General features: G+C 37.0%; 18 protein-coding genes, 2 tRNA genes, 3 rRNA genes and 3 pseudogenes. 8 read left to right on the plus strand and 18 right to left on the minus strand.

The features are described 5' to 3' along the window. Positions 1-14: 14 nt before the first annotated feature. The 8 genes from rrf to ACQ9BO_RS00040 all read right to left on the minus strand — a co-directional run bounded on the left by rrf (position 15) and on the right by ACQ9BO_RS00040 (position 8,031). Positions 15-125, minus strand: a 5S ribosomal RNA gene (gene rrf / locus ACQ9BO_RS00005). A gap of 172 nt (positions 126-297) precedes the next feature. Continuing rightward, positions 298-3,179 (minus strand): 23S ribosomal RNA (locus ACQ9BO_RS00010). A 127-nt stretch (positions 3,180-3,306) separates the two neighbouring features. Then, positions 3,307-3,380, minus strand: a tRNA-Ala gene (locus tag ACQ9BO_RS00015). A gap of 81 nt (positions 3,381-3,461) precedes the next feature. After that, a tRNA-Ile gene (locus ACQ9BO_RS00020) sits at positions 3,462-3,535 on the minus strand. Between the two features lie 126 nt (positions 3,536-3,661). Beyond that, positions 3,662-5,176: ribosomal RNA gene (locus tag ACQ9BO_RS00025) — 16S ribosomal RNA — on the minus strand. Together the 16S, 23S and 5S rRNA genes with 2 tRNA genes alongside form the textbook arrangement of a ribosomal RNA operon. A gap of 601 nt (positions 5,177-5,777) precedes the next feature. Continuing rightward, positions 5,778-6,074 carry a hypothetical protein gene (locus tag ACQ9BO_RS00030; protein ID WP_431243165.1) on the minus strand — a complete coding sequence of 99 codons (297 nt, stop codon included), beginning with the start codon at positions 6,072-6,074 and terminating at the stop codon, positions 5,778-5,780. Between the two features lie 115 nt (positions 6,075-6,189). Continuing rightward, positions 6,190-7,425 (minus strand): ABC transporter permease, encoded by a 1,236-nt coding sequence (locus ACQ9BO_RS00035; protein WP_431243166.1) that lies wholly within the window; start codon positions 7,423-7,425, stop codon positions 6,190-6,192. A gap of 111 nt (positions 7,426-7,536) precedes the next feature. Beyond that, positions 7,537-8,031 carry a YkgJ family cysteine cluster protein gene (locus ACQ9BO_RS00040; protein WP_431243167.1) on the minus strand — a complete coding sequence of 165 codons (495 nt, stop codon included), beginning with the start codon at positions 8,029-8,031 and terminating at the stop codon, positions 7,537-7,539. A 74-nt stretch (positions 8,032-8,105) separates the two neighbouring features. On the opposite strand from ACQ9BO_RS00040, the gene ACQ9BO_RS00045 reads away from it, so the two are divergent. Together ACQ9BO_RS00045 and ACQ9BO_RS00050 are read left to right on the plus strand one after the other, a co-directional pair. Further along, on the plus strand, positions 8,106-8,813 hold the full coding sequence (locus ACQ9BO_RS00045; RefSeq protein ID WP_431243168.1) for a class I SAM-dependent methyltransferase: 708 nt from the start codon (positions 8,106-8,108) through the stop codon (positions 8,811-8,813). A gap of 4 nt (positions 8,814-8,817) precedes the next feature. Beyond that, positions 8,818-9,363 (plus strand): YfiT family bacillithiol transferase, encoded by a 546-nt coding sequence (locus ACQ9BO_RS00050; protein WP_431243169.1) that lies wholly within the window; start codon positions 8,818-8,820, stop codon positions 9,361-9,363. Positions 9,364-9,439: 76 nt separating this feature from the next. Here the strand turns inward: ACQ9BO_RS00050 and ACQ9BO_RS00055 are convergent. The 9 genes and pseudogenes from ACQ9BO_RS00055 to ACQ9BO_RS00095 all read right to left on the minus strand — a co-directional run bounded on the left by ACQ9BO_RS00055 (position 9,440) and on the right by ACQ9BO_RS00095 (position 15,942). Further along, positions 9,440-10,070, minus strand: a pseudogene (locus ACQ9BO_RS00055) (7-carboxy-7-deazaguanine synthase QueE). Between the two features lie 100 nt (positions 10,071-10,170). Then, the gene (locus ACQ9BO_RS00060) at positions 10,171-10,491 is read right to left on the minus strand and encodes a hypothetical protein (protein ID WP_431243170.1); all 321 of its coding nucleotides are present in this window, start codon (positions 10,489-10,491) and stop codon (positions 10,171-10,173) included. A 138-nt stretch (positions 10,492-10,629) separates the two neighbouring features. Further along, on the minus strand, positions 10,630-11,841 hold the full coding sequence (locus tag ACQ9BO_RS00065) for a tetratricopeptide repeat protein (protein ID WP_431243171.1): 1,212 nt from the start codon (positions 11,839-11,841) through the stop codon (positions 10,630-10,632). Between the two features lie 16 nt (positions 11,842-11,857). Beyond that, positions 11,858-12,682 carry a PstS family phosphate ABC transporter substrate-binding protein gene (locus tag ACQ9BO_RS00070; RefSeq protein ID WP_431243172.1) on the minus strand — a complete coding sequence of 275 codons (825 nt, stop codon included), beginning with the start codon at positions 12,680-12,682 and terminating at the stop codon, positions 11,858-11,860. Positions 12,683-12,779: 97 nt separating this feature from the next. Then, positions 12,780-13,010, minus strand: coding sequence for a hypothetical protein (locus ACQ9BO_RS00075; protein ID WP_053472547.1), 231 nt, complete (start codon positions 13,008-13,010; stop codon positions 12,780-12,782). Next, positions 13,010-13,809 (minus strand): annotated as a pseudogene (locus ACQ9BO_RS00080) (energy transducer TonB). The gene ACQ9BO_RS00075 and the pseudogene ACQ9BO_RS00080 overlap by 1 nt, the downstream one beginning before the upstream one ends. 38 nt (positions 13,810-13,847) lie before the next feature. Beyond that, positions 13,848-14,408, minus strand: coding sequence for an ExbD/TolR family protein (locus tag ACQ9BO_RS00085; RefSeq protein ID WP_132987600.1), 561 nt, complete (start codon positions 14,406-14,408; stop codon positions 13,848-13,850). Positions 14,409-14,427: 19 nt separating this feature from the next. Next, a complete protein-coding gene (locus ACQ9BO_RS00090; protein ID WP_431243173.1) occupies positions 14,428-15,054 on the minus strand; it encodes an ExbD/TolR family protein in 627 nt (208 codons plus the stop codon). A 62-nt stretch (positions 15,055-15,116) separates the two neighbouring features. Next, a pseudogene (locus ACQ9BO_RS00095) lies at positions 15,117-15,942 on the minus strand (MotA/TolQ/ExbB proton channel family protein). Between the two features lie 377 nt (positions 15,943-16,319). On the opposite strand from ACQ9BO_RS00095, the gene ACQ9BO_RS00100 reads away from it, so the two are divergent. Then, on the plus strand, positions 16,320-17,837 hold the full coding sequence (locus ACQ9BO_RS00100; RefSeq protein ID WP_431243174.1) for a helicase HerA-like domain-containing protein: 1,518 nt from the start codon (positions 16,320-16,322) through the stop codon (positions 17,835-17,837). Between the two features lie 70 nt (positions 17,838-17,907). On the opposite strand, the gene ACQ9BO_RS00105 is transcribed toward ACQ9BO_RS00100, so the two are convergent. Continuing rightward, positions 17,908-19,251: an FAD-dependent oxidoreductase gene (locus ACQ9BO_RS00105; protein WP_431243175.1), complete on the minus strand. Its 1,344-nt coding sequence runs from the start codon at positions 19,249-19,251 to the stop codon at positions 17,908-17,910. 276 nt (positions 19,252-19,527) lie between these two features. Between ACQ9BO_RS00105 and ACQ9BO_RS00110 the strand changes: the two genes are divergently transcribed. The 5 genes from ACQ9BO_RS00110 (at position 19,528) to ACQ9BO_RS00130 (ending at position 24,331) form a co-directional block, all read left to right on the plus strand. After that, complete coding sequence (locus tag ACQ9BO_RS00110; protein ID WP_431243176.1) at positions 19,528-20,121, plus strand: GNAT family N-acetyltransferase; 594 nt, start codon at positions 19,528-19,530, stop codon at positions 20,119-20,121. A gap of 70 nt (positions 20,122-20,191) precedes the next feature. Continuing rightward, on the plus strand, positions 20,192-20,986 hold the full coding sequence (locus tag ACQ9BO_RS00115) for a helix-turn-helix domain-containing protein (RefSeq protein WP_431243177.1): 795 nt from the start codon (positions 20,192-20,194) through the stop codon (positions 20,984-20,986). A 78-nt stretch (positions 20,987-21,064) separates the two neighbouring features. After that, positions 21,065-22,141, plus strand: a complete 1,077-nt coding sequence (locus ACQ9BO_RS00120) for a serine hydrolase domain-containing protein (RefSeq protein ID WP_431243178.1) — start codon at positions 21,065-21,067, stop codon at positions 22,139-22,141. 142 nt (positions 22,142-22,283) lie between these two features. Next, a complete protein-coding gene (locus ACQ9BO_RS00125) occupies positions 22,284-23,714 on the plus strand; it encodes a serine hydrolase (RefSeq protein ID WP_431243179.1) in 1,431 nt (476 codons plus the stop codon). 167 nt (positions 23,715-23,881) lie between these two features. Continuing rightward, complete coding sequence (locus tag ACQ9BO_RS00130) at positions 23,882-24,331, plus strand: hypothetical protein (protein WP_431243180.1); 450 nt, start codon at positions 23,882-23,884, stop codon at positions 24,329-24,331. The last annotated feature ends 29 nt before the right edge of the window (positions 24,332-24,360 follow it).

Raw genomic sequence — 24,360 nt, forward strand, 5'->3', positions numbered from 1 at the left:
AAGGGTTTTCAAAAGAAAGGCGACGACATACTCTCCCACAATGATGCAGTACCATCTGCGCAGGCGGGCTTAACTTCTCTGTTCGGGATGGGAAGAGGTGAGCCCCATGCGCAATAACCACCTTAAGGTTTTAAGTGATTAGCTTTTAGTGATTAGCAATTAGCTTTGGACTAATCACTAGTTACTTTTTACTAGTCACTGCTCTTGCGCGAGCTAATATCTTAACATACTGAGACAAAGAAACAATATCCATTATAGAAAGTTCTCTCCCTCCGATTGCTCGGAGGGAAAAGGGATGTACATAAGCTTACGGATTATTAGTACTACTCGACTGTGACATTGTCGCCTTTACATCTGTAGCCTATCAACGTGGTCATCTTCCACGATCCTTAAAAGAAATCTCATCTTGTGGTGGGTTTCGCGCTTATATGCTTTCAGCGCTTATCCCTTCCCAACGTAGCTACTCTGCGGTGCCCCTGGCGGGACAACAGATACACTAGAGGTTGGTCCAATTCGGTCCTCTCGTACTAGAATCAGATCCACTCAAATTTCTAACGCCCGCAGTAGATAGAGACCGAACTGTCTCACGACGTTCTGAACCCAGCTCGCGTGCCACTTTAATGGGCGAACAGCCCAACCCTTGGGACCTTCTCCAGCCCCAGGATGTGACGAGCCGACATCGAGGTGCCAAACCCCCCGTCGATATGAGCTCTTGGGGGAGATCAGCCTGTTATCCCCGGCGTACCTTTTATCCTTTGAGCGATGGCCCTTCCATGCGGAACCACCGGATCACTATGCTCTACTTTCGTACCTGATCGACCTGTATGTCTCTCAGTCAAGCTCCCTTATGCCATTGCACTCTGCGCACGGTTACCAAGCGTGCTGAGGGAACCTTTAGAAGCCTCCGTTACTCTTTTGGAGGCGACCACCCCAGTCAAACTACCCACCAAGCAATGTCCCCCGCGACGCGGGGTTAGGCCTCAGATAAACAAAGGGTTGTATTTCAACAATGACTCCACAACGCCTGGCGACGCCGCCTCATAGTCTCCAACCTATCCTACACATCATTTATCCAAGGTCAATACTAAGCTATAGTAAAGGTGCACAGGGTCTTTTCGTCCCACTGCGGGTAAACGGCATCTTCACCGTTACTACAATTTCACCGAGCTCATGGCTGAGACAGTGTCCAGATCGTTACACCATTCGTGCAGGTCGGAACTTACCCGACAAGGAATTTCGCTACCTTAGGACCGTTATAGTTACGGCCGCCGTTTACTGGGGCTTCAATTCAATGCTTCTCCGAAGATAACATCTCCTCTTAACCTTCCAGCACCGGGCAGGTGTCAGGCCCTATACTTCATCTTGCGATTTTGCAGAGCCCTGTGTTTTTGATAAACAGTCGCCTGGACCTCTTCACTGCGGCCCCGCCGTGGGCAGGGCGACCTTTCTCCCGAAGTTACAGGTCTATTTTGCCTAATTCCTTAGCCATGAATCTCTCGAGCACCTTAGGATTCTCTCCTCAACTACCTGTGTCGGTTTGCGGTACTGGTACTAATTACCTGAAGTTTAGAGGTTTTTCTTGGAAGCCCTTAGGCGCACTATCTCTTTGTCCGAAGACTCCGAGTACTATCGTATTTCACCATTCTCTACGGATTTGCCTATAGAGAATATAGCTAGGTACTTCAACGAACTATTCCGTCAGTTCGCGGCGCTTTCATCACTCCGTCACCCCATCACAGTAATTAGTAGTACGGGAATATTAACCCGTCGGCCATCGACTGTCCCTTTCGGGTTCGCCTTAGGACCAGACTAACCCACAGCTGATTAGCATAGCTGTGGAAACCTTAGTTTTTCGGTGTGCGGGTTTCTCGCCCGCATTATCGTTACTTATGCCTACATTTTCTTTTCCGACCGGTCCAGCATGCCTTGCGACACACCTTCAGCCCTGTCGGAATGCTCCCCTACCACTTTGCATTGCCGCAAAATCCATAGCTTCGGTAATATGCTTATGCCCGATTATTATCCATGCTCGTCCGCTCGACTAGTGAGCTGTTACGCACTCTTTAAATGAATGGTCGCTTCCAAGCCAACATCCTAGCTGTCTGGGCAGACAAACCTCGTTCTTTCAACTTAGCATATATTTGGGGACCTTAGCTGATGGTCTGGGTTCTTTCCCTCTCGGACTTGGACCTTAGCACCCAAGCCCTCACTGCTGTGAAACATTATATAGCATTCGGAGTTTGTCAGGAATTGGTAGGCGGTGAAGCCCCCGCATCCAATCAGTAGCTCTACCTCTATATAACTATCATCAGCGCCGCACCTAAATGCATTTCGGGGAGTACGAGCTATTTCCGAGTTTGATTGGCCTTTCACCCCTACCCACAGGTCATCCGAAGACTTTTCAACGTCAACCGGTTCGGTCCTCCACTGTGTGTTACCACAGCTTCAACCTGCCCATGGGTAGATCACACGGTTTCGCGTCTAACACTGCCGACTAAAGCGCCCTATTCAGACTCGCTTTCGCCGCGGATCCATGGCTTAACCACTTATCCTTGCCGGCAACGTTAACTCGTAGGCTCATTATGCAAAAGGCACGCCGTCACCCCACTTAAGGGCTCCGACCGCTTGTAGGCGCATGGTTTCAGGATCTATTTCACTCCGTTATTCACGGTTCTTTTCACCTTTCCCTCACGGTACTGGTTCACTATCGGTCTCTCAGGAGTATTTAGCCTTAGCGGATGGTCCCGCCGAATTCAGACAGGGTTTCACGTGCCCCGCCCTACTCAGGATACCGCTATCCATTACACTCGTTGCCCATACGGGGCTGTCACCCTCTATGGCGCTCCTTTCCAGAAGCTTCCGGTTCCTTGTGCATGAAATGTCGCGGTCCTACAACCCCAGATATGCCGCAACATGCCTGGTTTGGGCTAATCCGCGTTCGCTCGCCACTACTTACGGAATCACTTTTGTTTTCTTCTCCTCCGCCTACTTAGATGTTTCAGTTCAGCGGGTTTGCCCACCTATCGGTGTGCTATGCCTTCAGCATAGCGGGTTGCCCCATTCGGATATCTGCGGATCGATCTGTGTGTGCCAGTCCCCGCGACTTTTCGCGACTTATCACGTCCTTCTTCGCCTCTGAGAGCCTAGGCATTCCCCATGCGCCCTTGTTTTGCTTATTGTACCAATCTCGTTTTCAAAACGAGACCGTTTTTTTGTTTCCGCCATCGCTGGCAGAAACGCTTTCTACTTTTTGTATTTTTCTTATCTCAATATGTCAATGAACTTTTTCCCGATCCATCGGGATTGTGGAGAATAACGGAGTCGAACCGTTGACCTCCTGCGTGCAAGGCAGGCGCTCTAGCCAGCTGAGCTAATCCCCCATTTCTAGTCATGAGTTATTAGTTATGAGGTATGCTCATTAACACTCAACTTCTAAAATTTCCTTTGCTCAAGTCAAATAGTAGTCCCGGGCAGACTCGAACTGCCGACCCCTACATTATCAGTGTAGTACTCTAACCAGCTGAGCTACGAGACTCTGTTTTTCTTAAGTTTTATCATTTTTTTTAAATCGACAGCAAGAGTAGCGCAGTCTTGAATCCCAAACCATCCGGTTCGCATCTTTTTCCCTGATGTGCGCTGCGGCCAACACTCAAGGCTCTAGAAAGGAGGTGTTCCAGCCGCACCTTCCGGTACGGCTACCTTGTTACGACTTAGCCCTAGTTACCAGTTTTACCCTAGGCGACTCCTTGCGGTCACCGACTTCAGGCACCCCCAGCTTCCATGGCTTGACGGGCGGTGTGTACAAGGCCCGGGAACGTATTCACCGGATCATGGCTGATATCCGATTACTAGCGATTCCAGCTTCACGGAGTCGAGTTGCAGACTCCGATCCGAACTGTGACCGGCTTTGTAGATTCGCTCCCCCTCGCGGGGTGGTCGCTCTCTGTACCGGCCATTGTAGCACGTGTGTAGCCCAAGGCGTAAGGGCCGTGATGATTTGACGTCATCCCCACCTTCCTCACAGTTTGCACTGGCAGTCTTGCTAGAGTTCCCGACATGACTCGCTGGCAACTAACAACAGGGGTTGCGCTCGTTATAGGACTTAACCTGACACCTCACGGCACGAGCTGACGACAACCATGCGACACCTTGTAGACTGTCTTGCGAAAGTTCTGTTTCCAAAACGGTCAGTCTGCATTTAAGCCTTGGTAAGGTTCCTCGCGTATCATCGAATTAAACCACATGCTCCACCGCTTGTGCGGGCCCCCGTCAATTCCTTTGAGTTTCAAACTTGCGTTCGTACTCCCCAGGTGGGATACTTATCACTTTCGCTTAGCCACTGAGGTCGCCCCCAACAGCTAGTATCCATCGTTTACGGCGTGGACTACCAGGGTATCTAATCCTGTTCGCTACCCACGCTTTCGTCCATCAGCGTCAATCCACTGGTAGCAACCTGCCTTCGCAATTGGTATTCCATGTAATCTCTAAGCATTTCACCGCTACACTACATATTCTAGTTGCTTCCCAGTAATTCAAGTCCTGCAGTATCAATGGCCGTTCCACCGTTGAGCGATGGGCTTTCACCACTGACTTACAAGACCGCCTACAGACCCTTTAAACCCAATGATTCCGGATAACGCTTGGATCCTCCGTATTACCGCTGCACGCTGGCACGGAGTTAGCCGATCCTTATTCTTACGGTACCGTCAAGCTCCTACACGTAGGAGTGTTTCTTCCCGTACAAAAGCAGTTTACAATCCATAGGACCGTCATCCTGCACGCGGCATGGCTGGTTCAGGCTTGCGCCCATTGACCAATATTCCTCACTGTCGCCTCCCGTAGGAGTCTGGTCCGTGTCTCAGTACCAGTGTGGGGGATCTCCCTCTCAGGACCCCTACCCATCGTCGCCTTGGTAAGCCGTTACCTTGCCAACTAGCTAATGGGACGCATGCTCATCTTCCACCGTTGTGACTTTAATCGCTTCCCGATGCCGGAAAACGATGCTATGAGGTATTAATCCAAATTTCTCTGGGCTATCCCTCTGTGGAAGGCAGATTGCATACGCGTTACGCACCCGTGCGCCGGTCTCAAAATCCGAAGACTTCTACCCCTCGACTTGCATGTGTTAAGCCTGCCGCTAGCGTTCATCCTGAGCCAGGATCAAACTCTTCATCGTATATTTTAATAATGTATATTCGACGCTTATCTAGTGGTTATATTCGGATCTTCCGATTCCGTTACTCTTATTCTGTTTGTTCCGATTCTCATCGGAACGGCTGTCAATTCAATATGTCTACGAACGTAATTTCTTGTATTCCGCTTGTCTCTCAAAGCGGGTGCAAAACTAAAACTTCTTTTTGTTTCTCGCAAGAAAAACTTGAAAAATTTTGAAACTTTTTTTCGCTTCCATTTTCTCATTTTTCTTTCAATCTCTCAAGGAACTTTCCGTGTTTTGCGGGGTGCAAATGTAGAACGCTTTTTCAAAACCTGCAAGCTTTTTTTGAACTTTTTTTCAGGAATCTCTTCCCGCTTGGTCCGTATTGCCTGCCAGTATTTCTGTGAACGTTTTCGCTGTTGCGGGTGCAAAAGTAGCACCTTTTTCCAGTTGTGCAAGGCTTTTCCAAATGTTTTTTCGGTCTTTTTTTTATTTTTCTCCTAACTCGCTGATAACACATTCTTTACAAAACAACTTTTTTGACAAACCGTAGCCTTTTTCTGAATTTCGGTGCGGTTTTCATGATTTTATCGGGTTTTCACATCCAGCTTTTGCAGGATTTTCAATCTTTCGCCCGCTTTTTAGATAAGAAAACAGCCTTCTTAAGCGCAAGCATTTGGCGATTTTGACCCCAAAAAGGCGACAAGGCGCCAGGTTTTCTGTCTTTCAGGCTCTCTTTTTGCCCCAAATCTTCTCTTCCCTCTGGATTTCTACTGAAAACCGGTGCCATAGCCCCGATAGTCCCGAGGCATCGGGAGGAAATCCTTTTGCTTTTTTCTTTAAAAAGCAAAAGATTGGAGCGGATAGGGGGATAAAGCTCCTGATTAAAACCAAAAATCCCAAATTTTCTAAATCCCAAAACAAGCTTTGGCTTTGCTCTGGCAAAAAAACATTACTATCATATATATGTGTATAAAAAACAAACCCGACAGGTTCTAGAAATCTGTCGGGTTGGAAAACTTGTATTATAACAATTAATCAAAACGAATTGCTTTGACTGGAGATATCTTGGTTATTATATAGGATGGTATCAGCAATACTAAAAAACAAATTATTATTGTCAATAGATTTAACGCAATTACATAACCCCAATTTAAATATACTGGCGCTTGATTTACATAATAGTTTTCGGGGTTTAAATGAACAACCCCAAATTGCCGCTGGATTAATAAAATTGAGATTCCGATAAGATTACCCCAAAACAGCCCTCTTACTATTAAATAGAATGCATTATATAAAAATATTTTTCGGACAGTCCAATTGTTTGCGCCAAGTGATTTCAAAATTCCGATCATTTGTGTGCGTTCTAAAATTAGAACTAAAAGTGCCACTACCATATTTATAGTCGCAACCAAAATCATAACTCCTAAAATCACCACTATATTAAAATCAAAAAGCTGTAACCAATCAAAAATATAACTATACTTTTCAATTATAGTCTTAGTATCTAGTCCTGACGGCGTCTGCTCGTAAATCTGATTGCCTGTTTGCTTAATTTTAGTAAAATCTTTCACGAAAACTTCAAAAGCACCAATTTGATCGGGTGCCCATTTGTTGATTCGCTGGATGTGTCGAATATCACCTATTATAAAAGTTGCATCAAAATCCTGAAAACCTGAACTAAAAATACCCGCAATTTTAAATCGGCGGCTGTTAGGCATTTTTCCTTGTTCTTCTTTTATAAAAAAAGTATTAAAACTATCTCCCAGTTTCAAATTAAGTCGGTCTGCAAGAAATCTGGAAATAATGACTTCTTCATTTAATGATTTCGAAAAATCAGGCAATTTCCCTTCAACAAGATATTCTTTTATACTGTTCCAATCATAATCTGCTCCTACTCCTTTAAAAATGATTCCTTCAAAAGCATTTTGAGTTCTAATAATTCCAGCTTTAGTAGCAATTGCCTGGATGTGTTTTACATCTGGAACCGATTTGAAATTGGGATAAAAATCTTGTTTTTTGGAAATTGGAGTTAATGTTGCTTCAGAATTATTATTGTCAAAATTCGATATAATGACCTGCCCGTTAAAAGCCGAAATTTTATCTCGGATTTTTTGTTGTAATCCAATTCCAGTTGCTACTGAAACCAACATCATAATAATTCCAATTGCAATAGCCGAAATGGCAATTTTTATGATAGGCGCCGAGATACTGCTTTTATAATCTTTTGCAGTAATAAGTCTCTTGGCTATAAAATATTCTAAATTCAATTTATTGATTTTGTTTTGATATTTACGATTTGTATTTTCTTCAATTCAAAAATACATTTAAAAAACCAGAATAGAATTGCTTTAAAAAACAATTAGCAGTTTTTAGACACCTTATAACGGAAGTTTCTTTTTCATTTCTTCCACAATATTATAAGTCGCTGGACATATGGCAACATTTTTCAATGTCAAATCTGATATCTGATGAAACTTCTTACGGTCTGTATGCGGGAACTCGCGACATGCCTTTGGACGAACATCATAAATCATACAGTAATTTTCGCTATCCAAAAAAGTACAAGGAACGCTTTTTAAAACATAGTCTTTATCCTCATCAATTCGCAAATATTGATCAATGAATTGCTGTGGTTTTTGCCTGAATGATTTAGAGATTCTTTCGATATCAGCCAAAGTAAATAGTGGCCCTGTCGTCTTGCAACAATTTGCGCATTGCAGACAATCTGTTTTCTTAAATTCGGCATCATGCAAATCCTGCATGATATAATCCAAATTCTTAGGCTGTTTCTTTTTAAGCCTATCAAAATACTTTTTATTTTCGATATGCTTATCTTTGGCTAACTTATTTAAGTTATTTAAAATTTGTTTCAAGTTTAAAATTTAAAGTTGAACTGCAAAATTAAACAACTTTAAACTTGAAACCCTAATCTTTGAATTAAAATACGATGAAAGATCTTTTTGGGAAAGCGATGTTCGATTTCCAAACAAATAATTCACCCGAGAATATTATTACCGAAACTTCAATTTCTGAGGAAGACGAAATGAGTGTTGCATATTTATTTCGCTCCGATAATGAAATGCCAAAATTAGAGCAAAAAGCACTTCAATTATCTTTCGGTAAAATTTTAGATGTTGGCTGTGGCGCTGGAAGTCATAGTCTCTCGTTGCAAAATGAGAGAAATCTTGACGTAACATCGATCGATATATCAGAAAAAGCAATTGAGACTTGTAAATTAAGAGGTTTAAAAAATGCCAAAATTCAAAATCTCTTAGACTTTGAGGGTAATAAATTTGACACCATTCTGCTATTAATGAATGGTACGGGAATTTTTGGGAAGCTCGAAAATTGCAATCAATATTTGTCAAAATTAAAATCATTATTAAATCCGGGTGGTCAAATTTTGATAGACAGCTCCGATATCATTTATATGTTTGATGAAGATGAGGATGGAGGAAAATGGATTCCGTCTGACAATGATTATTATGGAGAATTAACTTTCACCATCTCGTACAAAGGCGAAAAAGAAGAAACTTTTAATTGGCTTTATTTGGATTACAATACACTTCAAAATGCGGCAAACGCAAATGGATTGCAGTGTGAGCTAATTTTAGAAGGCGAACATTATGATTATTTAGCTAAACTATCATTATAAAACTATGGAAGAATCAACCTTAGAAAAATTAAAATACCCAATAGGAAAATTTGTAATTCCTGAATCTTACACAACTGAATATCTCAATGAGAAGATTAGCGAACTCGTCGCATTTCCTGAAAAGCTAAAAAAAGAAACCATTAATTTAAGCGACGAGCAACTAAATACTCCTTATCGCCCGGGTGGATGGACAATAAGACAAGTAATTCATCATTGCGCTGAAAGCCATATGAATTGCTTTATCAGGATTAAATGGACTTTGACCGAAAATAATCCGGTTATAAAAGCTTATGATGAAGTATTATGGAGCGAGTTGCCAGACAACAAAACAATGCCAATTGAGGCTAGCTTAACTTTATTAACTGGCCTTCATTCCAGATTAGTTTATATTATGCAAAATTTATCATCAGATGATTTAGAAAAATCTTTTATTCATCCTGAAAGCAATCTAGAATTGAAATTAAAACGAATCATCGGAATGTATGCCTGGCATTCCAATCACCATTTAGCGCACATTACCACTCTTAAGAAATCAAAAAATTGGGATTAAACTAAATTCTTCTCAAAAAATAGAAATGCAAATGGCATAAAATAAAAAATCTCTTCAGTTGAAGAGATTTTTTGTTTTATGGTATATTTAAATACTTATGTGTCTGAAGTGAAACACGCCATTTTGGATTATTCATTACATAATCAACAATCAATGGAGTCATTTCTTCTTTTTTACTCCATTCCGGCCGCAAAAATAAAATTGCATTATCATTTACCAATTCAGCTTGTTCCTCCGCAAAAATAAAATCATGCTTATTGTAAATAATTACTTTTAGCTCGTGTGCATTGTCATAAACAGTTTGCGTCGGAAGTTTATTTTTTTGGAGAAAGACAAATCCAATCCCATGTTCCACTAAGCGGGTATGCACCTGAAGTTTCTATATGAACTTTTAGATTTTTATCCTTTAACTGCTGTGTAAGCAAAGTCATATCCCAAGTCAGAGGTTCCCCACCTGTTATTACAGCAGTGTCAGCATAAGCCGAAGCATTCTTTACAATTAAATCAGTTTTCGTAGGCGGATGCAATTCAGCATTCCAGCTTTCTTTCACATCACACCAGTGACAACCTACATCACATCCTCCAATTCTAATAAAATACGCCGCTGTTCCAGTATGAAAACCTTCTCCTTGAATGGTGTAAAATTCTTCCATTAAAGGCAACATTGCTCCTTTATTAACTTCTAACTGTATTTCCTTTGATAACATTATTCAATTTTAAAGTGCAAAGATAGTCATTTAAATACGTAACAAAAAAACCGATAGCTCAATGAACTATCGGTTTTTTAATTAGTTATAAAAACTTATCTTATTTTAATGCTTTTACAGAATCAGATGCATATTTATTAGCAGGATCTAAAACTAAAGATTTATTGAAATATTCAACTGCTTTAGCTTTGTCTGTATTAGCATAAGCCGCACCAATACTATTGTAAGCTTCAACAATTTTTTTAACTGTTGCAGGTTTTGCCATTTCTTCAGCACCTTTTGCAGTCGTTTTAGTAATATACTCTTCGTAGTTTTTGATAATCAAATCATCTTTCTCCAATAAGTTGTTGATTCTTCCTTTGTATAAGTAAGCCTCATCATAAGATGGAGAAGCAACAAGTACTCTATCAAAAGCGAGCATCCGCTTTACCTAAAGCAGTAGCATCAGCAGTTCCAGCCGCTTTGTTAGCATTTGCATAGTAAAGTGAAATACCTAAATAAACATTATCGTTCAAGTAATTTTTTTGCTCCGTGTTAGTGGTACTCAACTCATAAATAGTCATAGCACTTGGTTGTATTGTTTTTTAGTAAACAATTCTTTTCCAAAATCACCAAGATCCTCAACTGCCAAAGGCTCCATTGCAACAGCTTTTTTAATATCTGTCAAACCTGCATCAAAAGCAGAAGCTTCCACTGAACCATCAGCCGCAGTTCCTTTTTTGATTTTAGCAAATCCTAAATACAAATAATCTTTAGCGATAATTTTGTTGGTAGGAACTTTTATATAATCTTCTAAAGATTTAAGAGCAACATCAATGTTTCCATTTTCATAAGCAGAATACCCTAAATATCTGTAAATTCTAGGATTAACTTTATCCTCAGCAATCATTTTGTTAGCAACAGTTTCTAAACTCTTATAATCTTTAACTAAGATCAAGAAATCTGCGTGACGCATTTTTGAATCTAAAGAGTAATCTGTTAAACTCAAATATTTCTCATAATTAGTGATTGCGTTTTGCAAATTAGTTTTAGAAGTAGAAGGTTTATTTCTAGCCCATTTGTAATATGTTTCAGCCAATTCTCTGTAAACAGGACCATAATTTGCATTTAAAGCAATAACTTCATTGAAAGCTTTAATCGCTTCATCATAAGATTTAGCACCTTTCAATAAAACACCTAATTGCATTTTTGCTCTTAAAAGTGTTGGATCGGCAGTAAACGCATCACGATATGCTTTATATGCATCATTTTGATTGTTTGCTCCATAATAAGCATCACCAATTGCCAATAAAGCTGTAGCATTTTGAGGCTCGATCGCCAATGCACGTTTTAAACTTGTAATTGCGCTGTTATAATCAGGATTAACTGAATTCATATAAGCTCTACCGATGTAGATATACTCATCAACATCTTTACGCTTCATATCTTTAGTCGCTAGACCAAAGTTAGCTTGCGCTAGTATTGCATTTTTATTATCAAGATCGATTTGACCCAAACCAATATAATTTAGGTTTTTTCTATCCGAAGCTTCAATTCCATTTAAGTAATAAATTTTAGCCGAATCGATAACGCTTTGGTTTAAATAGATATTTCCTAAAACAAAATTAGCTTCACCGTCTGAAGGTTTTGCTTTTATGATTGACTTAAGCAAAGATTTTGCTTTTTGAAACTGTTCAGCATCAATAGCTTTTTTAGCTTCTTTAATATCTTGCGCTTGTGCAACAGAAGCTGTCGCAACTAAAGCAAGACTAAAAATTTTAAATTTATTCATCTTTATCGTAATTAATTTATTCTTTATCTTTAATAATTTCACTTCTTATTTGAAGTTTTCTACTCGGAGTTTTAACCGGCATTAAGCTCGATTTTAAAACAATTCTTTGGCCAATTTCACCAGCAATAAAAGAAGAAAAACCCATACCTAATCCAGAATAGCCCTGGCAATTTATAATAAACAAATCACGTGCCAAAGGATATTTCCCTTCCATAAGCTCAGTTTGACTTGGATAATGGTATTCATTATCTTTCGTCCCTTTAACCCCCATGATATTGACTTTACTAATATAATTAGTCATATTTTGTGAAGGTTGCGAAAGCCAATTCACACCAATTACTCCAATCATGCCTTCATTTTCAGAAACGAATTTAATAACTTCATCGTTAGTATTAAAAGAAAAAACTCCATTTTTTGGAATATCTTTAATTTTAGCTAATTCTTTCATATAACGAACAGTACTAGAGTTCGGATTATCAAACACAAGACCTTTGATCTTCGAGTCTGGTTTTCCTTGCATAAAATCAATCACACTTTTCAACGCAATTAATGTATCATTATTACTTTTACTTGAAATAAAAGCGACTGCATCAACAGCAAAAGGAGTAATTCTAGGATTAATCTTGCTTTTCTCGAATCTTTTTAACTCTTCATTAGTTAAAGTTCGAGCAGTTACAACAACTTTAGCTTTCTGATTTACTAAATCATTAATAACCTCCGCCTCAGATTTAGGTTTTACATGAATTTTAGCATCATAATAAGTGCCCTCAAAAACTGCAACTTGATCATCAACGATAGGTTTTACAGTTTCATCAACCGTAATATCAAGAGATCCTTTCAAAATTGTTTCTTTAGTATCGTTCTTGCTTTTTGGTTGCACATGGCAAACAAAAAGACAAAAAGAACTACTCCCGCAACTTTAGTATACTTTAACATCATTACTCTGTATTTGAATTAATTAATCTCAGAAAACGTATAGCCGAATACACAATCAACAATCCGCCGAAAGCGTATCTATATTTTGGCTCCATATTTAATGGCAATTTCTCCCAAAACATGATCATTAAACCCAGCACAAGATATATCAAAAAAAACAGTATTCCTAAAACAAGAAGAAATCGCTCTTTGAGCGATTTCTTCTGAATATTATTAAGCATATCTTTTAACATTATTCTGCAGATTGAATAGTAATAGGAAGAGAGTATAATACCCTAACTTTTTTACCATTTTGCTCGCCAGGAGTCCATTTTGGACATTTTTTAAGAACACGAATTGCTTCTGCTCCTGTACCGTAACCGATATCCCTTAAAACTTTAATGTCGGTTAATGAACCGTCTTTTTCAACTACAAACGTAACGTAAACTTTACCTTTTAAACCTTCTTCTTCTGGAGTTTTGTAATTGTTTCCTACGAATTTGTAGAATTTCTCAATTCCTCCAGGGAAATCTGGTTTTACTTCGATACCAGCTGTGTTATATACTTGGTTGTCTTCTTCAACTACTGCGGCAGTTCCAGTACCCACCGGCTCCTCAACAGTTAAAACTGCATCTGGATCTCCTTTAATAGTTTCAGCACCAACCTTCTTATCTTTAAGATCTTCAATTTTTGGTGGATCTTCGGTAACCTCTTCTGCTTTAGCAACAACCGGCTTCACAAACTTCACTTGATCCACTTTTGGTGGTGGTGGTGGTGGTGGCGGTTCATTAGGTTTTACCTCCTCTTTTTCTTAACAGGAATTTTCGCTGTTACGATCTTGATATCATTATTCGTATCATCTTCACCAGAATCTGGCAAATAACTCGCAATAAGAGGTGTTGCTACAGCAAAGCTAAAAATGATCGAACCAATGATAAGAGCTCTTACCGTAGTTTTGTTGTTCGATTTTCTCAACTCATATGCACCGTATATCTTATTACGACCTTCGAATACGATATCAAGCCATTGATTTTTTATAATATCTAATTTCATTTTTCTAGATTTTTAGTTGACAAAACTCAAGATTACTCTTATTGTTTATCTATAACCTTTGTTTCCTCTGGTGTGAACTCAGGAACAATTGCGTAAGTTTCAACTCCAGTGATAGCCATCTCATCTAAGATATCAACCAAATTACGATAATTTGATTTCTTAGTTGGTTTAATGATGACAATGATTCCGTTTTTAGGTTTCCCCAAAGCCGCAGAATACGCTAAAACGTTTTGTTTTTGTTTTAACAATTCTCTACGGATACCATCTTTTCCGTAAGCTATATCCTTAGGACCAACCTTAGGAGAAGCTAACAATCCCATGTAGTAAACCATTTTATTATCGGCACCCAACATTACTGTCATAGTACGATTTTCATCTACTTTAGTGTCAACTTTTGGTTTATTTGGATCATCATCTTTATCTGGCAATGACAAATCCATTGCTTTAGGTTTTGACAACGATGTGGTTAACATAAAGAACGTGATCAATAAGAATGCCAAATCCACCATCGCCGTTAAATCGACTTTCGAATTTTGCTTTTTACTTCTTACCTTGCCACCTTTTCCGCCACCACTGTCGCCAGTATTTAATTCAGCCATTTTAGTGTATCTTTTTTAATTAAAAGTCTTTTCCTCTTGTACCTGTAACTAAGTTAAAGGAATTGATTTTTTGCTCTTGTAAAATATCCATAATCTTTTTGATTTGAGGATATTGTTCTTTAGCATCTCCTTTGATTGCAATCTCTAACTCTTTATCTTCAAGGTCAATTGTAGCTCTTCTTGAAACCAAAAGCCACTCTTTTAATTGATTATCCAAAGAATCGATTGGAATACCTGGCTGATTTGCTTTAGTTCTATCAGTTGCTTTCATATCGATGATTTGCTTCAAGTTTGCCAATGGAACACCAAAATCATCCATTAATGCAAATTTAGCTTTGTCATCTTCTGAAAAAGTTACACCTAATTTTGCTCCCATACCTTCAAGAGTTTTTTTACGAATCTCTCTTCCTTTGATATCGAAGAAAACTTTGCTTTTCCCGTCTTTTCCTTTTCCTATTGTAATAATTGCCAAATTAGAATCTGGTAATTTATGTTCTACAGTAGAAGCAGGCATATCTACAGGAAGCGCTTCAGGAACTTTAGCAGTAGCAGTCAAGATAAAGAACGTAAGCAAAAGGAACGCAACATCACACATGGCAGTCATATCTGTCGATGTCGACTTCTTTTTCATTTTAATTTTAGCCATTATCTCTTATTTTATTTTTTTGATATAATTAAATCTTAATTATTTTATATATCAAAAATTAATTATTGTTTTAAACTTCCTCTGAATTTTCTGTAAGTATTAACGATTGTAGTACCAGCCTCATCGATAGAGTAAGTCAAATCGTCAATTTTAGCAGTAAAGAAGTTGTAAGAAACAATTGCAAAGATAGAAGTAGAGATACCTGTTGCAGTGTTGATAAGTGCCTCAGAGATACCTGTTGCAAGAGCGACTTGGTCAGGAGTTCCAGCAGAAGCTAACGCACCAAACGCTTTAATCATACCTGATACTGTTCCTAATAATCCTCCTAATGTACCTAAAGATACTAAAGTAGAGATAATAGTCATATTTTTTTCCAACATTGGCATTTCTAATGAAGTAGCCTCTTCGATTTCTTTGTGGATTACTTCTGAAGCCTCTTCACTGTTGAAACCTTCTTTTTTAACGTCTTGATATTTAATCAAAGCAGATTTAATTGCGTTTGCAACTGAACCTTGTTGTTTGTCACATGAAGCGATAGCGACCTCGATGTTTCCTTCTTTAATGCTTCCTTGAACACTTTTCATGAATTTGTCTAAGTTAGCTTTACCAGCGGCTTTACCGATAACGATAAATCTCTCAATAGAAAAAACAACAACCATTAAAAGCATACCTAATAATACAGGTACAATGAAACCTCCTTTGTAAACCATACCTAAAGTATTGATTGGGTGACCTGTTTCTGGATTCCCTCCTTCAAAGTTAGCTGAATCCCCCATAACGAATTTCCAAATACACCAACCAACAAAAACACATGCCTGCAATAATGATTCCTGAAATCATTCCTCCCCCATTTGAAGTGCTTTCTTTTTTAACTTTAACGTTTGCCATTTTTTTTAATTTTAATAGTTTTAAATAATTTTTATTTTTTAGTTATATTTAACTTGTAGAGGAGCAAATTTATACGTTTAGTTTAAATAAAAAAACTTTTTTTAATTTTATTGAAGGAAATTTAACGTCAATTTAAAAAATATCTCATTAAATTGCCTGCATCATTTTTTTGATAAAACAAAAAAAAGGTCGAATAGTAAAAAAATTACAACGTTTTAGTAAATATTCAATTAATCCATTGAAATCTTCTTAAAAAGTCGCGAATTTTTTTTTATACATTTTTCAATCAAAAAAAGCTTTTTCTTACTAAAAAAAATACAGTTAAATTGTTAAAAACGAAGCAAAACTTTCATAATCATATAAATTACAAATAAAACATGAATAAAAAAGATAATTTCATTCAAGACATAAATAACGGTTATCTTTCTAAAGGCGACAGCATTACTTTGGGAAGCGCAATTCTGGATGGAGAAGCTATTGCTGAAGCTCATGTAAAAATCCCTCTCAAAACCCTTAATCGCCATGGACTTATAGCTGGGGCGACGGGAACAGGAAAAACAAAGACAATTCAGGTTTTTTCTGAGCAATTATCAAATGTGGGAATTCCTGTGTTGATGATGGATATAAAAGGTGATTTCAGTGGTATTGCAAAAGAAGGAAAAGAACAGAGCTTTATAACTGAACGCCATGCCAAAATGAACATACCTTATAATGTAGCTTCGTTTCCTGTTGAATTAATGTCTTTATCAAAACAGAACGGAGTTCGTTTGCGCGCAACGGTTTCTGAATTTGGCCCAGTTCTATTTTCTAGAATTTTAGATTTAAACGACACTCAGGCCGGTGTTGTTGCAGTAATCTTTAAATATTGCGATGACACACAAATGCCTTTATTAGATTTAAAAGACATTAAAAAAGTTATTAATTATATTACCGAAGAAGGTAAAGATGAAATTGCCGCCAGTTATGGTAAAATTTCAACAGCAACGACCGGAACAATTTTAAGAAAGATCATCGAATTGGAACAACAAGGAGGTGATTTGTTTTTTGGCGAACTGTCTTTTGAAACCGATGATTTAATGCGAATTGACGAAAACGGGAAAGGCTACGTAAATATCATCCGCTTGACGGATATTCAGGACAAACCAAAATTATTCTCCACTTTTATGTTGAGTCTTTTGGCTGAGATTTACCAAAAAATGCCTGAAAAAGGAGATGCTGAACAACCTGAATTAGTCATCTTTATTGATGAGGCTCACTTGATTTTTAATGAAGCCAGCAAAGTATTATTGGAACAAATCGAAACAATTGTAAAATTGATTCGCTCAAAAGGAATTGGTGTGTATTTTGTTACGCAAAACCCAATGGATGTTCCGAGTGGTGTTTTGGCGCAATTAGGATTGAAAATTCAGCATGCTCTTAGAGCTTTTACCGCGAACGACCGCCAAGCAATTAAAAAAACAGCTGATAATTACCCAACATCAGAATATTATAAAACCGATGAATTGCTGACAAGCTTAGGAATTGGAGAAGCATTAGTTACTGCGTTAAACGAAAAAGGAGTTCCTACTCCGTTAGTCGCAACCATGATGCGCGCGCCAATGAGCAGAATGGATATTTTATCGGATGAGGAAATTGAAGAAATTAACGGAAAATCAAAATTGGTAAAAAAATATGCTGAAGAAATTGACCGTGAAAGTGCTTACGAAATCCTAAACAAAAAACTTGCACAAGCGGCAGAAACAGTCGCACAGCAAGAAGAACAAGCTCCAGCAAAATCATCAAAATCAGAGCCAAGCACTACAGAAGTTGTGACCAAATCTGTTTTGAAAGTTGTGACGAGCGCTACCTTTATAAGAGGCGTTTTTGGCGTTTTGACTAAAATTTTCAAAAAATAGCAATATCAAAAATCAATTACAATGTCAATAAAATTAATTTTTGACATTGACATTGTAATTGATATTGTAATTACGCCTTTTGTAGCAACTCAAGAATTTTATTCTCAACTTCCGGAGTATTCCAGATATTTTCAATATTTTCCATTCGGAGCACTTCTTCCATGATTCCGTTTTGATAATCTCCAATTGCCAAAGCTTCGGCATAAGGGCGATCACTAAAAGTTACTCGGCTGTAAAGCGGAATCCATTTGTCTGGATGTTTATCTGAAAAAACCTTTTCTATTTTCTTTTGCAACAAGAATTTTTCATCTGCTGTTTTTGTGCTCATTTCCATAAAATTTCGATACGAAAGCTCTGCAATTGCATCTGCATTTGGCTTTCTTGAAATTTGATATTCTGAAAAGATTTTTTTCCAATCGTCTTGGTACTTTTCAATCATTTCGCTCAAAACCGTAATATCTTCAAAACCTGCATTCATTCCTTGTCCGTAAAAAGGAACAATAGCATGACAAGCGTCTCCGATCAACGCAATTTTATCTTCATAAGTCCAAGGAAAACATTTCATGGTTACCAAAGTACTTGTTGGATTTTTAAAGAAATCATTTGCCAATTCAGGAATTACTTCGATTGAATCTGGGAAATTTTTCTCGAAGAAATCTTCCACCATTTCACGATCCGTCAATGATTCAAAGGAGTTTTCACCCTCAAAAGGCATAAATAAGGTACAAGTAAAACTTCCGTCAAGATTTGGAAGCGCAATTAACATATATTCGCCTCTTGGCCAAATATGAAAAGAATTTTTATCTAATTTATGTGTTCCGTCAGCATTTGCTGGTATATTCAATTCTTTGTAGCCCATATTCAAAAATTCTTGTGAATAATTGAACATGCTTTGGCGTTGCATTCTGTGGCGAATTCTCGAAAAAGCTCCATCGGCGCCAAAAACCATGTCGTATTTTCTTTCCTCCCACTCGCCTCTTTCGGTTTCACCAATATGAAGCGTTGCATCGCTTAGTGTTACATCCCAGATTTTCTGTTCAAAATGAAATTCGGCTCCCGCTCCTTCTGCTAAGTCGATCATTTTTCTGTTCAGCTTTCCTCTCGAAATCGAATAAATCGATTCTCCTTCCTGACCGTAATTCTGAAAATTCAATTTGTCAACCAAATGAATAGCGCGCTTGTCCATAGGAATCGCAATTTCACGAACCGAATCACCAACACCAACAGCATCAAGTGCCTTCCATCCGCGATTGGACATCGCCAGGTTTATCGAACGGCCAGAGAAATTTATTTTTCTAATATCGGGACTGCGATCATAAACATGAACGGTGTGGCCTGCTTTTTTAAGATAAATTGCCAAAAGTGATCCTACAAGTCCAGAACCAACTACAGCAATTTTTAGTGAAGTTTGCATCGAGGGAAATTCTAATATTGGGTCGTAAAAATAAGTAATAATTATAGATAACCCTTAAAATAAAGCAATTATTTGTTGCTAGAGATTTACTGAAAGCTTTTCAATTATGGAATATTTAAAACCCAACTTATACCTTTTAATATATAATCAAATAAAATGAAGTCACGATTAGCTTTTTATTTTGTTTCAAATAAAACAAAATGTTATTTTACCCAATTTATTCACGAAAATTAAACAATTACTTTTGTTTCTTGATCTACTCTAAAATAAAAACTCATGAACAGCGAAATTCTAAAAACAAATATTATTCTGGAAAATGAAAAAGTCCTTTTAATTCCATTTGAAAGCACGAGAAATATAGAACTCAAAGAAATCATTTTTGATGATGAAATCTGGAAGTATATGGGAATGTACATTCGAAATGATCAGGATTTCGAAAATTATATTCAAAACACGTTGAAACAGAAAGCGGACGGAATTTGTTATCCTTTCTTAATTATAGATAAAGCCACAAACAGAGTTGCCGGAAGTACAAGCTATGGCTACTTAAATCATTCGAGCCAAAAATGTGAAATTGGCTGGACATGGTACGGAAAAGATTTTCAGGGAACGGGATTAAACAAAGCTTGCAAATTTGAGCTGTTGAATTTTGGTTTTGAGAAAATTCAATTTAGAAGAATCCAATTTAGTGCCGATATTGAAAATTTAAGATCGCAAAGAGCTATTGAAAAACTGGGTGCTTTAAAAGAAGGCATTTTTAGAAACAATTATGTTGATTCAGAAGGAAAAAGTAAAGATGATGTTTATTATAGTATTATTTTGGAGGAATGGGAAAATACTAAGCGAGATTATTTTGGGGAATTTCTTTAAACAATGATATAGAAAACTGTAATTTAGTCTTCGATTTCAAAACGCTAATCCTTATTATAGACAAACCAAGATGAACCTCTACTCAGAACATTATGTCTCTCAAAAAACAGAAAGGTTCGTCAATAAAATTTGGTGTCTGGATAACAGCATCGGCGAAAGTCAGATTGAAAACAAACTCGTTTTGCCAAACGGCTGTTTCAATCTTGCAATAGTTTCTGGAAATGCGATTGAAGTTCATACCAGCAAACAGAAATATGAAATGAACGAAGGCATTTATTTTTGTTCGCAAATGACCAATAAAGTTTTGGTCAATATGCAACCCAAAACTAAAGTCACCATTATTCAGCTTCATGCCTGGACGCTTTCGATGTTTCCTACGTATGATTTGAGCAATTTTACAGATTCAATACTTAAAGTTGATTCAGCAGAATTGCCTTTTCAAATTCAGATTGATTTTGATATCGCAACTCTATTAGAAAAGGTAAATTATTACTTTGAAGAATTGAACAATTCAAAGTTGAATCAAAATACAATCGAAAAAATCTGTGAAATAATCCGAATTCAGGAAGAAGAAATTTCGGTTTCGGAAATTGCCAAAAAATTAAACTCTTCGCAACGTCTTCTTCAAATTAAATTTAAAGCAACAACCGGACTCACCATCAAAAAATACATTCAGATTTTGAAATTCAGAAAATCTGTCGATCAAATGATTAATGCCGATTTAGAAAAAATGAGTTTAACCGATATTGCGCTCTACAACAAATATTTTGATCAATCTCATTTTATCAGAAAGTTCAAAGACGTAACAAAAGCAAGTCCAAAGACATTTAATCCCAATTCATATTTTCTTTCTCAAAAAAGATAAGATTTCGCTTTTGTACAATTTTCATAATTTTGATTGCAGTATTCTTGCAAAATCATTAATCATCAATCAATTATCAAAATGAAAATCTTTTATTTTATTGCTTTCCAGCTAAAAATCATTCTATTAGGAATCGCATTATTCTGCAATCAAACGGTTTTTTCTCAGGAACAAAAACAAGGTATTTTTGACAATGACCAAGAAACAGAAAAATGGTTAAAGGAAAACAATGTTCCGACTTTAGGCCTCGGAGTTATTTCGGAAGGAAAACTGAAGCAAATTAGAGTTTTTGGAAATCTTAAAAGAGATTCTCCAGCGCCTTATAATACCATTTGGAATGTAGCTTCATTAACAAAACCAGTTACAGCAATTACAACGCTAAAATTAGTAAGCCAAGGAAAATGGGATTTAGACGAACCATTATACAAATACTGGATTGATCCTGATATTGCAAATGACCCAAATTATAAATTATTGACGACACGAATTGTTTTGAGTCATCAAACTGGTTTTCCAAACTGGAGATACATGAATAAATCCGGCAAACTCGATTTTAAATTCAAACCCGGAACTCAATATCAATATTCTGGCGAAGGAATGGAATATTTGAGGAAAGCTCTGGAGAAGAAATTTGGCAAAACTTTAGATCAAATGGCTTCGGAATTAATTTTTCAACCACTGAAAATGAATGACACTCAATTTATTTGGAATGATAAAGTTGACCTTTCAAGATATGCTGTCAATTATGACAAAAACGGAAATGCTTATGAACCAACGAAAAACAAAACCGCAAATGCCGCCGATGATTTATTGACCACAATTCAGGATTATGGAACATTTTTATGCAGTGTTATAAATGGCGATGGTTTGAGCAAAAAAGTGTATGAGGAAATGAATTCACATCAGGTTACGACTAAAAAAGATAAATATTTTGGTCTTGGTTTTGAAATTTATGATTTAGGAAACGAGAATTATGCTTTATCACATGGCGGTGCTGATCAAGGCGTGCAGACGCCGCTTTTTCTGCTTCCAAAAACGAAACAAGGACTACTTATTTTTACTAATGTAGATGACGGATATAAAGTTTACTTTAAGCTAATTAAATATTTTTTAGGAGAAAATGGAAAAAAATTGATTGAGATTGAAACCAAATCGTAAATCGATCGTCTAACCTTTAGAACGAATAAATTTAATTGGTAATTTTAAAACAAGTTACTGAATATCTAATTGTTACGACGTTTCAATCATCAATCAAAAAACAAATCATTTCTTAATCTTAAAACGATAATCATCAATCATTATGAAAAAATCAATCAAACCAATTCTCCTAAGTGCAACATTACTTCTTTTTACCATTACGACTTTTGCGCAAGACAAAGCCAAAGAAATTGAACAGCTTTTAAAAAAGTATAACGAATATGGCCAATTTAATGGATCTGCTCTCGTTGCAGAAAACGGAAAAATAATTTTTAAAAAAGGTTTTGGTTCAGCAAATTTTGAATGGAATGTTCCAAATCAGCCTGATACAAAATTTAGATTAGGATCAATTACAAAACAATTCACGGCGCTTTTGATTGTAAAATTGGCCGAAGAAGGAAAAATAAAATTAGATGTTCCAATCACAACTTATCTTCCTGATTATCCAAAAGAAAATGGAAACAAAATAACCATTCATCACCTATTGACACACACGTCAGGAATTCCGAATTATACGAACGCTCCAAATTTCTTTAAAGACAAAGCCAAAAATCCTTATACTCCTGAAGAATTTGTAAAGACATTTTCGGCATTGCCACTTGAATTTACGCCGGGCGAGAAATTTAATTACAGTAATTCTGGTTACTTTTTATTGGGTTATATTATTGAAAAAATCACTGGCAAAACGTATGAGCAATATTTACAAGAAACCATTTTTACTCCTCTTAAAATGGTCAATTCTGGTTATGACCACAGCGATCTTATTATAAAAAACAGAGCGACTGGATATGAAAAAGAAGGAAAGAAAATTGTCAATGCCGCTTATATCGACATGAGCATTCCTTATGCGGCCGGATCTTTATATTCAACGGTTGAAGATTTGTATTTGTGGGATCAGGCACTTTATACAAATAAATTACTTTCAGAAAAATCAATGGAATTGTTATTCAAACCTTATATTAAAGCTTGGGACGATTCTTATGGATATGGATGGGCTGTTGAAGAAGTTTCGGTTGGCGACAAAAAAGTAAAAATTACAGAACACGGCGGAGGAATCAACGGGTTCAATACTATAATTTCTAGAATTCCTGCCGATAAAAATCTGGTAGTTTTGTTAAACAATACGGGCGGAACTGTTTTAGGCGAAATGAATAATTCAATCAGAGCTATTTTATACAAACAAGCCTATGATCAGCCAAAAAAATCATTGGCGCTTGATTTGTTAGATGCTTATTCGCAAAAAGGAGTTGCCGGTGGTAACGAAGCTTACAAAAAATTAAAAAATGATCCAACTTACACCATAATAAAAGAAGGCGACATGAATAGAGTTGGATATCAATTATTGCAAACTGGGAAGAAAAAGGAAGCTATTGAGATTTTCAAAATCAATGTAGAGGCTTTTCCTAAATCAGGAAATACTTATGACAGTCTAGGTGAAGCTTATTTAGCTGACGGCGATAAAAAACTGGCAATTGAAAATTATACCAAATCGGTTGAACTTGATCCAACTAATGAAGGCGGAAAAAAGTTTTAGCTGAACTTTCGAAAAAATAAACGAAATCATAAATCCTTAAAAACTCCGATAAAGCAACTTCAAAAGTCGCTTTATCGGAGTTTTTTGTTATAACTTGTAACATTCAAACGGGATGATTTATCATAAAAAATACTATTTTAGCCGTCCCAAAAACAATTAAATAACCTATGAAAAATCTAAAAAAGTACAGTTTTTTGACTGCATTGTTATGTTTGTTTATTTCTTCAAAATGTTTATCACAAAACAATCCGCCACCACCGCCGATGCCAACGCAACAAAACAAAATCATTGTAGATAAAATTGTCGAAGCCACTCATTATAAAACGTATGTAATTGATTTTTGCTTAACCAAGATTAATGAGGCTTCCGCCAAAGAAGGCTGGAACGAACAAAAAGCAATGGAAATTACCCAAAGCATCAATTATAAAAATTTCAGAGATGCTATTTATAATTCTTTCGCTTTTTATGATGAAGTTGAATTAGAAACGCCGCTGAAAGCGTACGAAAAAGATACTGCCTATCAAACCAAAAATGTAATGCTTGCCAATAAAGCGCTTGTAAATAATTTGAACATTTTTGCAAATGATATTGTTAAGGGGAAGTATATTTCTAAGTAAAGGCTCAAAGTGACAAAGTAACAAAGTAA

Source organism: Flavobacterium sp. P21 (assembly GCF_050632225.1).
Classification (GTDB): domain Bacteria; phylum Bacteroidota; class Bacteroidia; order Flavobacteriales; family Flavobacteriaceae; genus Flavobacterium.

Excerpts from the sequence above, each read along its gene's own strand:
- ACQ9BO_RS00115 (WP_431243177.1), top strand. The coding sequence starts at position 20,192 with ATGAACCTCTACTCAGAACATTATGTCTCTCAAAAAACAGAAAGGTTC.
- ACQ9BO_RS00045 (WP_431243168.1), top strand. The coding sequence starts at position 8,106 with ATGAAAGATCTTTTTGGGAAAGCGATGTTCGATTTCCAAACAAATAAT.
- ACQ9BO_RS00120 (WP_431243178.1), top strand. The coding sequence starts at position 21,065 with ATGAAAATCTTTTATTTTATTGCTTTCCAGCTAAAAATCATTCTATTA.
- ACQ9BO_RS00075 (WP_053472547.1), bottom strand. The coding sequence starts at position 13,010 with ATGTTAAAAGATATGCTTAATAATATTCAGAAGAAATCGCTCAAAGAG.
- ACQ9BO_RS00130 (WP_431243180.1), top strand. The coding sequence starts at position 23,882 with ATGAAAAATCTAAAAAAGTACAGTTTTTTGACTGCATTGTTATGTTTG.
- ACQ9BO_RS00105 (WP_431243175.1), bottom strand. The coding sequence starts at position 19,251 with ATGCAAACTTCACTAAAAATTGCTGTAGTTGGTTCTGGACTTGTAGGA.
- ACQ9BO_RS00125 (WP_431243179.1), top strand. The coding sequence starts at position 22,284 with ATGAAAAAATCAATCAAACCAATTCTCCTAAGTGCAACATTACTTCTT.
- ACQ9BO_RS00085 (WP_132987600.1), bottom strand. The coding sequence starts at position 14,408 with ATGGCTGAATTAAATACTGGCGACAGTGGTGGCGGAAAAGGTGGCAAG.
- ACQ9BO_RS00060 (WP_431243170.1), bottom strand. The coding sequence starts at position 10,491 with ATGCTCGCTTTTGATAGAGTACTTGTTGCTTCTCCATCTTATGATGAG.
- ACQ9BO_RS00065 (WP_431243171.1), bottom strand. The coding sequence starts at position 11,841 with ATGAATAAATTTAAAATTTTTAGTCTTGCTTTAGTTGCGACAGCTTCT.
- ACQ9BO_RS00090 (WP_431243173.1), bottom strand. The coding sequence starts at position 15,054 with ATGGCTAAAATTAAAATGAAAAAGAAGTCGACATCGACAGATATGACT.
- ACQ9BO_RS00100 (WP_431243174.1), top strand. The coding sequence starts at position 16,320 with ATGAATAAAAAAGATAATTTCATTCAAGACATAAATAACGGTTATCTT.
- ACQ9BO_RS00110 (WP_431243176.1), top strand. The coding sequence starts at position 19,528 with ATGAACAGCGAAATTCTAAAAACAAATATTATTCTGGAAAATGAAAAA.
- ACQ9BO_RS00050 (WP_431243169.1), top strand. The coding sequence starts at position 8,818 with ATGGAAGAATCAACCTTAGAAAAATTAAAATACCCAATAGGAAAATTT.